This window comes from Pseudomonas sp. SORGH_AS_0199 (assembly GCF_031453735.1).
GTDB classification, from domain to species: domain Bacteria; phylum Pseudomonadota; class Gammaproteobacteria; order Pseudomonadales; family Pseudomonadaceae; genus Chryseomonas; species Chryseomonas aestiva.
In genome coordinates this window covers 3,537,521-3,548,198 of record NZ_JAVJAE010000001.1, presented here as the reverse complement: position 1 = coordinate 3,548,198, position 10,678 = coordinate 3,537,521, and the positions used below count along the sequence as shown (strand labels likewise).

Below are 10,678 nucleotides of genomic sequence, written 5' to 3'. Positions count from 1 at the left end.
GCCGTCTTCTGCTATCGCAAACTCAAGGCGGCGGGGGGAGCGGGTTGCCAGCCTCCACCCAGCGCCTTGAAGGTGCTTATTGCCGCCTGTGCGGCTGCCGTTTGCGCCTGGGCACGCGCATCGGCCGTGCGGAGCAGGCGCTCATCGGCCTGCAGAACGTCGACCAGGGGCAGCACACCCTTCTGGTAGGCGAGGGCGGCGGCCTGGCGGGCCTGGCTGAGCGAAGCCTCGCCCGCCGTCAGTAGAGTGACCTGCTCTTCGCGCTTCAACTGGCCGGTCAGGGCATCTTCCACGTCTTCGGTGGCGCGTAATGCCGCCAGCCGATAGGCCGCCAGCGATTCTGCGCGCTGTCCCTTGGCCGCCTGGATCTGCGCATCGATCCGGCCGAAGTCGAACAGCCGCCAGCGTACGCCCAGGGCACCGAGCGCCTGATTGGCGTCGTGGCTGAAGAGATTGCCACTGGAAATCGTGGTGGCGCTGCCGAGCAGAGCGCTCAGGGAGATCTTGGGGTAGTACTCGGCCATTGCGGTGCCGATCCGGGCATTGGCGGCGGCCAGGCGGCGCTCGGCCGCGATCAGGTCCGGACGTCGACGGAGCAGGTCGGCGGGCGTGCCTGCCGTTTCGATGCGGGGGGCGTCGGGAATGGACGCGGCGCCAGCCAGTTGGGTACGCCAGGTGCCAGGTGGCGCCGCCAGCATCACGTCCAGTGCATTCATGGCCCGCTCCAGCGAGAACTCCAGGCCGGGTATCGAGGCCTGGACCTCGGCCAAGCCTCCTTCGGCCTGGCGGAGCTCCCGGTCGGTCGCCAGGTCCTTGCCGTTCAGTAGCCTGACCATCGACAGCAAGCCCTGCTGGGTGTCGACCTGATGGCGAGCGATCGCCAGGCGTGTCTGCAGTCCGCGGATGTCGACATAGAGATCGGCGGTCTGGGCAGCCACGGCAAGGCGCACGGCACGGGCACCCGCCACGCTGGCCTGGTAGTCGGCCCGGGCGGCTTCACGACCTCGGCGCAGACCGCCAAACACATCCAGCTCCCAGCTTGAGTCAAGATTGGCCTCATAGGAAGAACCGCTCCTGGCGTAGCCGGGCGCTGAATCGAGCACCCGTCCAAGCGGTGTTTCCAGCGACTGATAGGCACGACCGGCTTGGCCACCAAGATCGCCTGCCGGCAATAGCGCGGCATCGGCTGCCCTAAGGCCAGCGCGAGCCTGGGTAATGCGTGCGCTGGCTTGCGCCAGATCGAGATTCTGCGCGAGGGCCTGGTTTACCAGGCGGCTCAGGAGCGGATCGTTGAAACGGTCCCACCAGCCAGCCAGCGCCTGATCGGCCAGGGGCGCTGGCCCCGGCTCCCGCTGGAAGTTTGCTGGAAGCGCAACTTCAGGGGCGCGGTAGTCAGGCCCCACCGTACAGCCGCTCGCCAGGGCGGCGCTGGCGAGCAGAATAATCTGGAGTCTGGAGCGCATGGGCTTTTATCCTGAGCAACGCCTGAACGGTTTTGGTGACTAAAGTGTATATTGGTCACCTTCCGCATCATTTTGCAACTGCCGGAACACCCAACCCCATGACTACCGAATCCGTTTCCCCTGGCCAGGCTCGTGGACCGGCCGAGCACGACGTTCGCCACCAGATCATGGTGGCTGCGAAAGACCACTTCAGCCACTACGGCTACGAGAAGACCACGGTGTCCGAACTCGCCCGGAGCATCGGGTTTTCCAAGGCCTACATTTACAAGTTCTTCGATTCAAAGCAGGCGATTGGCGAGGCCATCTGTGCGGATTGCCTGAGCGGAATCGAGGCAGAGGCCAGGGCCGCGGTGGCCTCGGCTACCCAAGCCCCCGAAAAGTTGAGAAGGCTGTTTCAGAGCCTTCCGGCGGCAACCCTGCGGCTGTTTTCAGACGATCGAAAGCTTTACGAAATCGCCATTTCTGCGGCGTCGGGTCGCTGGCCGGCCACGATCAGCTACGAAGCGCGGATGCAGGAGCTGCTCAAGGAGATCCTGGTGCAGGGCCGCGGGGAAGGACAGTTCGAGCGCAAGACGCCGATCGACGACGTGACGATGGCGACCTATCTCGTGTTGCGACCCTATCTGAATCCGCTGATGCTCCAGCACAGCTTCGAGCATTTCGATGTCGCTCTTACCCAGCTGGCCAACCTGGTGCTGCGTAGCCTCTCGCCCTAAATTGTTTTGTGACTATTGACTAAAATGGTCACTGGTATCAAATTGCGCGCTCTGCTGGCATCCTCTCGGAGCTTCCATGTTCGCGCGCCGTCTGCTTTCCATTGCTGTGGTGGCTACCGTCCTTCCGCTGTCCCTTGGCGGTTGCAACGCCCCTTCCCAGGGCGATCCCCGCACGCAGGCGCCTTTGGTGCGAGCTGCGGTGGCGGAGCCCGCCGAGCGCGCTGGTCGGACCTTTACCGGTATCGTCGCCGCGCGAGTGCAGAGCGATCTGGGTTTTCGCGTCGCCGGCAAGGTCGCCGAACGGCTGGTGGACATCGGTGAAACCGTCAAGCGCGGGCAGCCGCTGCTGAAGCTTGATCCCATCGATCTGCAACTGGCCCTGCAGGCGCAGCGCGAGGCCGTGGCCGCGGCCCAGGCGCGGGCCCGCCAGGCGGTGGACGATGAGGCGCGCTACCGGGATCTACGGGGCACGGGGGCGATCTCGGTCTCCGGCTACGATCAGATCAAGGCTGCGGCGGATACGGCCAGGGCCCAGCTCAAGGCTGCCGAAGCCCAGGCGGAAGTCGCCCTCAACGCCAGCCGTTACACCGTCCTGGTGGCCGATGCGGAGGGCACCGTGGTCGATACCCTGGCCGAGCCCGGGCAGGTCGTAGCCGCTGGACAGAGCGTGGTGCGCCTGGCTCGTGCGGGCGCCCGGGAGGTCGTCGTCCAGCTGCCGGAGACCTTGCGTCCGACGCTTGGCTCCCTGGCCCAAGCCAGCCGTCTGAGCGCTGCGGAACAGCCGGGACCGGCTCGGTTGCGCCAGTTATCGGACAGCACCGACCGCGAGACGCGTACCTTCGAGGCGCGCTATGTGCTCGAAGGGACGCTGGCCAGTGCGCCCCTGGGCACCACCGTGAGACTGCGCATTCCGGAAGAGTCCGGGCATCGGGCGAATGCCTTGCAGGTGCCGTTGGGCGCCCTGTACGACGCGGGCAAAGGCGCGGGGGTCTGGCGTATCCAGGGCTCGCCCGGGCAGGTCGCCTGGGTACCCGTGCAGATTCGTCAGGTGTCGGATGACACCGCCCTGGTGGACGGCCCCCTCCTGCCGGGTGACAAGGTCGTGGCCCTCGGCGTTCATCTCCTTCACGAGGGCCAGGCGATCCGCCTGGCCACCACTGCCAACAGTGCCCTGGAAGGTAAGCAGCCGTGAGCGACAGCCGATTCAATCTGTCGGCGCTGGCCGTCCGCGAGCGCTCCATCACCCTGTTTCTGATCCTGCTGATCTCGGTCGGCGGGGTACTGTCGTTCTTCAAGCTGGGCCGGGCGGAAGATCCGGCCTTCACGGTCAAGGTCATGACCATCATCACGGCCTGGCCGGGGGCCACGGCGCAGGAGATGCAGGATCAGGTCGCCGAGAAGCTGGAAAAACGCCTGCAGGAATTGCGCTGGTACGAGCGCTCGGAAACCTATACCCGTCCGGGCCTGGCCTTTACCACCCTGACGCTGCTCGACAGCACACCGCCGGCCGAGGTGCCCGAGGAGTTCTACCAGGCGCGCAAGAAGATCAGTGACGAAGCCAAGGTCCTGCCCGCCGGGGTGAGCGGGCCAATGGTCAATGATGAATACGCCGACGTCACCTTCGCGCTCTTCGCGCTCAAGGCCCGGGGCGAGCCGCAACGGCTGCTGGCACGCGAGGCGGAAACGCTGCGCCAGCGTCTGCTGCATGTGCCGGGGGTCAAGAAGGTCAATATCCTGGGTGAGCAGACCGAGCGCATCTATGTGGAGTTTTCCCACGATCGCCTGGCGACCCTGGGCGTGGCACCGCAAGACATCTTCGCCGCGCTCAATGCCCAGAATGCCCTGACGCCCGCGGGCTCCATCGAAACCCGCGGCCCCGAGGTCTTCGTCCGTCTGGATGGCGCCTTCGAACAGCTCGATGCCATCCGCGACACCCCGGTGATCGTCAAGGGCCGCACCTTCAAACTGGCCGACGTCGCGACGGTGACGCGTGGCTATGAAGACCCGGCCACCTTCGTCATCCGCAGCGGTGGCGAGCCGGCGCTGCTGCTGGGCATCGTCATGCGCGACGGCTGGAATGGCCTGGATCTCGGCAAGTCACTTGAAGGCGAAGTCGGCAACATAAACGCTGAGATGCCCCTGGGCATGAGTCTGACCAAGGTGACCGACCAGGCGGTCAACATCGCCTCGTCGGTCGACGAATTCATGATCAAGTTCTTTGTCGCCCTGCTGGTGGTGATGGTGGTGTGCTTCGTCAGCATGGGCTGGCGGGTGGGCATCGTCGTGGCGGCCGCGGTCCCCCTGACGCTGGCGGCGGTGTTTCTCGTCATGGCCGCCACCGGCAAGAATTTCGATCGCATTACCCTGGGCTCGCTGATCCTGGCCCTGGGGCTGCTGGTGGACGATGCCATCATCGCCATCGAGATGATGGTGGTGAAGATGGAGGAGGGCTATAGCCGCGGCAAAGCCTCCGCCTATGCCTGGAGCCACACCGCCGCTCCCATGCTGGCCGGTACCCTGGTGACCGCCGTGGGCTTCATGCCCAATGGCTTTGCCCAGTCCGCGGCGGGTGAATACACCAGCAACATGTTCTGGATCGTCGGCATCGCGCTGATCACCTCCTGGGTCGTGGCAGTGGTGTTCACGCCCTACCTGGGCGTCAAGCTGCTGCCGGAGACCAAGACCGTCGAGGGTGGCCACACCGCGCTTTACGACACGCCGCGCTACCACCGCTTCCGCCGCGTTCTCGGCCAGGTGATCGCGCGCAAGTGGCTGGTCGCGCTGCTGGTGATCGGCCTGTTCGTGGCCGCCATCCTGGGCATGGCTGTCGTCAAGAAGCAGTTCTTTCCCATCTCCGATCGCCCCGAGGTGATGGTGGAGGTGCAGATGCCCTATGGCACCTCGATCAGCGAGACCGAACGGGCGACCGCCAAGGTCGAGGCCTGGCTTGCCCAGCAGGATGATGCCCGGATCGTGACCTCGTACATCGGGCAGGGTGCGCCGCGCTTCTTTCTCGCCATGAGTCCGGAGCTGCCGGATCCGTCGTTCGCCAAGATCATCGTCCGCACCGACAACCCCGAGGCCCGCGAAGCGCTCAAGATGCGGCTGCGTGACGCCATTGCCGCCGGACTCGCGCCGGAGGCACGGCTGCGGGTCACCCAACTGGTGTTCGGGCCCTATTCGCCGTTCCCGGTCGCCTTTCGCGTGAGCGGTCCCGATTCGCAGGTGCTGCGGCGGGTGGCCGCGGAGGTGGAGCAGGTGATGCGTGCCAGTCCGCTGATGCGTACCGTCAACAGCGATTGGGGCACGCGCACGCCGGTGCTGCGCTTCAGGTTGCAGCAGGATCGCCTGCAGGCCATGGGCCTGAGCTCCAGCGCCGTCGCGCAGCAGCTGCAATTCCTGCTCAGCGGCGTGCCGGTTACGGCGGTGCGCGAAGACATTCGCACCGTCCAGGTGGTGGCGCGCGCGGCCGGTGATGTTCGCCTCGATCCGGCGCGGTTGGGCGATCTCACCCTGGTCGGCGCCCAGGGCCAGCGCATTCCGCTGTCGCAGATCGGCGACCTGGAGGTGCAGCTGGAAGAGCCGCTCATGCGGCGACGCGATCGGGTGCCGACGATCACCGTGCGCGGCGATATCGCCGAAGAGCTGCAACCGCCGGACGTTTCCACCGCCGTGCTCCAGCAGCTGCAGCCGATCATCCAGCGCTTGCCGGCGGGCTATCGGATCGTACAGGCGGGCGCCATCGAGGAGTCGGGCAAGGCGATGGCGGCGATGCTGCCGATCTTCCCGCTGATGATCGCCTTGACGCTGCTCATCATCATCCTGCAGGTGCGTTCCATGGCCGCGATGATCATGGTCTTCCTGACCAGTCCCCTGGGGCTGATCGGGGTGGTACCGACCCTGATCCTGTTTCAGCAACCCTTCGGCATCAATGCCCTGGTCGGGTTGATCGCGCTGTCGGGCATCCTGATGCGCAACACCCTGATCCTGATCGGGCAGATCCACCAGAACGAGCAGGACGGCCTGCCCCCCTTCCAGGCGGTGGTCGAGGCGACCGTGCAGCGCGCAAGACCGGTGATCCTCACGGCGCTGGCGGCGGTGCTGGCCTTCATCCCCCTTACCCATTCGGTGTTCTGGGGCACCCTGGCCTACACCCTCATCGGCGGCACCCTCGCGGGCACCGTGCTCACCCTCGTATTCCTGCCGGCCATGTATGCCATCTGGTTCAGGATCAGGCCACCCGTCCGCGGTGATTCCCTGTCCTCCGATCTGCCAATTGCGCCTTGATCGGGCGCGGACAAGACACGAGGTCGCCCGCGGGCGCCTCGTCCATCGAGAGAAGAGGTAAGGCAATGCAAGGCAACGACAGAACACGCATCGTGGTGACCGGCCTGGGCACGGTCAGTCCGCTGGGCTGTGGCACCGACCGGGTCTGGTCTCGGCTGCTGGCGGGGCGCTCGGGCATAAGTCCGCTGCCGCCCGCGGTCAGCGACGGGGTGGGCAGTCTCATCGCCGGTCAGGTGCCGAGCCGCGCCGACGATCCGGAGGCGGGCTACGACCCCCTGGTGGCCATCGCCGCCAAGGATCTGAAGAAGATGGATCGCTTTATCGAGTTCGCTCTGGTGGCGGCCCAGGAAGCCCTCGGCCAGGCCGACTGGCAGCCGACCAGCGAGGCGCAGCGCGAGCGTACGGCGACCATCATCGCCTCCGGGGTGGGCGGCTTCGGCGCCATCGCCGAGGCGGTGCGGACCACCGACGCCCGCGGCCCGCGGCGGCTCTCGCCCTTTACCGCACCGTCGTTCCTGGCCAACATGGCGGCGGGCAACGTCTCCATCCAATACGGCTTCCGCGGTCCGCTGGGTGCGCCCATCACCGCCTGCGCCGCCGGTGTCCAGGCCATCGGCGACGCCGCCCGGCTGATCCGTAGCGGCGAGGCCGACATCGCCCTCTGCGGCGGGGCGGAGGCGGCGATCAATCGTGTGAGCCTGGGCAGCTTCGCCGTCGCCCGGGCGCTGTCCACGGGATCCAACGAGCGTCCGCAGGAGGCCTCGCGCCCCTTCGACCGGGAGCGTGACGGCTTCGTCATGGCCGAAGGCGCCGGGCTGCTGGTGATCGAGACCCTGGAGCATGCACTGGCACGGGGCGCCACACCCCTGGCCGAGCTGGTGGGCTACGGTACCAGCGCCGATGCCTATCACCTCACCGCCGGCCCGGAGGACGGCAGCGGTGCCCGTCGCGCCATGGCGCAGGCCCTGCGCCAGGCCGGCATCGATGCTGCCCAGGTTCAGCACATCAATGCCCACGCCACCTCCACCCAGGTGGGCGACAAGGGCGAGCTGGCGGCCATCCGCGCGGTATTTGGCGATGCGTCCCCGGTGGCCATCACCTCGACCAAGTCGAGCACCGGACACCTGCTGGGCGCCGCGGGGGGCGTGGAAGCCATCTTCACCGTGCTCGCCCTGCGCGACCAGATCGTGCCGCCGACCTTGAACCTGCACCACCCCGATCCCGCCGCGGAAGGCCTAAACCTTGTCGCCCTGCAGGCACGGCAGCTACCGATCGAATATGCCCTGTCCAACGGCTTCGGTTTCGGTGGGGTGAATGCCAGCGTGCTGTTCAGGCGTTGGACGGGGAGCTGATAGTTGCTGAACGCGCTTGCACGGGGAGCCCGGCCGGCCACGCGCGCGGCGGTGCACATGATTTCTGGACTCGCGTAGCGGTAGGAAGGGCGTTTCCCTGCGTCGTTTCAGATAAGAAATGAGTCCACCAGGAAGAGAAGGCTCTCTTCCTGTTTTTCTCCAGCCGCTGTCCAAAACCTGACTGGGCAGCCGGCACCCACGTAGCTCCCAGGAAAGACGAGTGCGCATCGGTGTAAGTGCCGAAGAGATGCGCTATGTAAGCATACATGCAAGAATGTTTGTAAAAGACAGGCTAAACGTTAGACTGTCAAAACAGACGCCTTTGAAACGAGATAGCCATGCGCCGTACTAAAGAAGACGCTGAGCAGACACGCCAGACCATTCTGGATGCCGCCGAGGCGCTGTTTCTTACCAATGGTGTTTCACGCACCAGCCTCGAAATGATCGCCAGAGAGTGCGGGTTGACTCGAGGAGCGGTGTATTGGCACTTCAGGGACAAGGCGCAGCTGGTCCACGAGATGCTCAATCGCATCCGCATTCCGCTTGACGAAGTCACTCAGCAGTTGAGCGCGGACGGGGAGGGCGATTGCCTGATGAGGCTGTACGAACTGTGCGTCGAGTGCATGGAGAAATTCGTTCAGCCGGGACGGGAGCGTCGTGTCATGACCATCCTGATGCACCGTTGCGAATTCACTCAGGAACTGCAGGAAGTCGAACAGCGGGAAAATGCCCTGACCCGCGAATTCGTGGCGCTCGTCGAGCGCCTCTTCGATGGCCAACGGCAGCGCCTGGAGGCCGCGGTGACGCCGAGAAGTGCCAGCCTACAGCTGCATAGCCTGTTTTGCGGCACGCTGGCTGGCATCCTTCGTGACCAGGACATCTTCGCGCCGCTCATGGATGTACGGCTGATCTTCACCCTCTACTTCAGGTCGCTGGTGAAGGACTGGCCCTGACGGTGGACGAGCGGCGCGCCAGCGGAGCAAGGGACCGGCACTGACGCCTTGCTCCCACTGGACGCGGTACTGAGCTGTCCCGGGCGTTGGTTTTCAGCCTTCGAGGGGACGCTTCCCCGTTCAGGCCGGTGCGCTCCCGGTCGCTACTTGAAACGAGCGGTGTAATCCGCCAGGTTACCGGGCGTGATCAGCTCGTACGGCACCCAGACATCCGCCTGGACCGGTTCCTTGCGGATCATCTTGAGCGCGGATTGCACCGCCTGCACGGCCTGGCCTCGTGGGTCCTGGAACACCGAGGCGGCCAGCAGTCCGCGCTTGATGGCCGCCTGCCCATCGGGTAGACCATCCACCCCCACCACCGGAACCTGACCCTTGCCCATTCCGGCCTGTTGCAGCGCCATGGCGGCGCCGATGGCCATCTCGTCGTTGTTGGCGACAATGGCGTCGAAATGGGTCCCGGCGGTCAGCCAGTTGCTGGTCAGGTCCATGCCCTTGCTGCGGTCCCAGTCCGCGTTCTGCTGGGCGATCACCTTGATGTCGGGATAGGCCTTGAGCGCTTCCTTGAGGCCTTCGGAACGGCCGCGGGTGGCGTTCTGGGTCAGCTCGCCCATGATCAGGGCGATGTTGCCCTTGCCGTTCAGCTGCTTGGCGATGAACTGCCCCTGCAACTGCCCGGCCTGCAAGTCGTCCGAGGCCACGGCGACCACCCCGGCGGGGAGCTTGGGATCGTCCGGGCGCCGATTGACGTACACCAGCGGAACCTTGGCCGAGGTGGCGGCGCGGGTAATGTTGACGGTGGCGGCGGTGTCCACCGGCAGTACGATCACGGCGTCCACGTTCTGCGCCAGGAAGCTCTGCACCTGGTTCAGCTGGCGAACGACGTCGCCCTGGGCATCCTCGAATTGCAGGCTGATCTTTTCCGCCTTGCCCGCCTCTTCCAGATTGCGGCGGACATAGGTCATGAAGTTGTCGTCGACCTTGGCGATGCTGACCCCGATACGGTAGTCGGCGAGGGCCAGGGGCGTCAGGGCGAAGGCGAAGGCGGCGCACAGCAGGTTGCGAAGCAGCATGTTCAGTTCCTCTTGTTGTTATGCGAGCGGAAACATCTAGCGGGGACTACAGGGTGAAGGCCATTCTGAAGCGCTCCAGCGCACGCTCGGTATCACCTTCGGCAGCCCAGCCTTCGAGGCCGACCACACCACGATAGCCGAGCCTGGCGAGGGCCCGGGCAATGGCCGGGTAGTGAATCTCGCCGGTCCCCGGCTCACAGCGTCCAGGGACATCGGCTACCTGGATTTCTCCGATCGCCGACCCGGCCCGACGGATCAGCTCGATCAAATTCCCTTCGCCGATCTGGGCATGGTAGAGGTCCAGGTTGAGCCGCAGGTAGGGACTGGCGACCGCCTCGATCAGGGCCAGGGTGTCTTCGGCGCGGGCGAAGGGCACGCCGGGATGGTCCACCGCGGTATTGAGGTTCTCCAGCAGGAAGACCCGGCCGGCGGACTCGCCCAGGAGGGCGATCTCGGCGAGGGTGTCACGCGCCGCCAGCCAGTGATGGCCGCTCACCTCGGCCAGCGGCTTGACCGGCAGGCCGCGTGGGTCCAGGCCGGTGCCATGCAGATTGAGCGAAGGGCAGGCCAGGCGCTCGGCCACGGCCAGGGATTCCCGGGCACTGGCCAGCAGGGCGGCACGGCCTTCGGCGCTCACCAGGTCGCCTGCGACATAGCCGGTCATGGAGGTGAAGCGCGCGCCGGTGGCCGCCAGGGCGTCGATGTCGTGGCGCGTCCAGTCCCAGATCTCCACGGCGAAGCCCAGGGCGTGCAGGCGGCGGACCCGCTCGACGAAGGGCAGGTCGAGAAAGACCATTTCGGCGCTGACAGCCAGGATGAAGGGCGATGAGGTCATGG

The 10,678-nt window shown here is 65.8% G+C and carries 8 protein-coding genes; 5 read left to right on the top strand and 3 right to left on the bottom strand.

Annotation, left to right across the window (positions count from 1 at the left end):
• Positions 1-11: 11 nt before the first annotated feature.
• On the bottom strand, positions 12-1,463 hold the full coding sequence (locus QE444_RS16660; protein WP_309740093.1) for an efflux transporter outer membrane subunit: 1,452 nt from the start codon (positions 1,461-1,463) through the stop codon (positions 12-14).
• Between the two features lie 98 nt (positions 1,464-1,561).
• Between QE444_RS16660 and QE444_RS16655 the strand changes: the two genes are divergently transcribed.
• The 5 genes from QE444_RS16655 to QE444_RS16635 all read left to right on the top strand — a co-directional run bounded on the left by QE444_RS16655 (position 1,562) and on the right by QE444_RS16635 (position 8,771).
• Positions 1,562-2,179 (top strand): TetR/AcrR family transcriptional regulator, encoded by a 618-nt coding sequence (locus QE444_RS16655; protein ID WP_133861015.1) that lies wholly within the window; start codon positions 1,562-1,564, stop codon positions 2,177-2,179.
• A gap of 76 nt (positions 2,180-2,255) precedes the next feature.
• Positions 2,256-3,371 carry an efflux RND transporter periplasmic adaptor subunit gene (locus tag QE444_RS16650; protein ID WP_309740089.1) on the top strand — a complete coding sequence of 372 codons (1,116 nt, stop codon included), beginning with the start codon at positions 2,256-2,258 and terminating at the stop codon, positions 3,369-3,371.
• Entirely contained in the window at positions 3,368-6,466 is a 3,099-nt protein-coding gene (locus tag QE444_RS16645) for an efflux RND transporter permease subunit (protein ID WP_309740087.1), read from the top strand. The genes QE444_RS16650 and QE444_RS16645 overlap by 4 nt, the downstream gene beginning before the upstream one ends.
• Before the next feature lie 65 nt (positions 6,467-6,531).
• On the top strand, positions 6,532-7,818 hold the full coding sequence (gene fabF, locus QE444_RS16640) for a beta-ketoacyl-ACP synthase II (RefSeq protein ID WP_309740083.1): 1,287 nt from the start codon (positions 6,532-6,534) through the stop codon (positions 7,816-7,818).
• A 338-nt stretch (positions 7,819-8,156) separates the two neighbouring features.
• A complete protein-coding gene (locus tag QE444_RS16635) occupies positions 8,157-8,771 on the top strand; it encodes a TetR family transcriptional regulator (RefSeq protein ID WP_309740080.1) in 615 nt (204 codons plus the stop codon).
• Positions 8,772-8,914: 143 nt separating this feature from the next.
• Here QE444_RS16635 and QE444_RS16630 read toward each other — a convergent pair whose 3' ends face one another.
• The gene (locus QE444_RS16630; protein ID WP_309740077.1) at positions 8,915-9,841 is read right to left on the bottom strand and encodes a sugar ABC transporter substrate-binding protein; all 927 of its coding nucleotides are present in this window, start codon (positions 9,839-9,841) and stop codon (positions 8,915-8,917) included.
• 46 nt (positions 9,842-9,887) lie between these two features.
• The gene (locus tag QE444_RS16625; RefSeq protein ID WP_309740074.1) at positions 9,888-10,676 is read right to left on the bottom strand and encodes a TIM barrel protein; all 789 of its coding nucleotides are present in this window, start codon (positions 10,674-10,676) and stop codon (positions 9,888-9,890) included.
• Positions 10,677-10,678 lie beyond the last annotated feature (2 nt).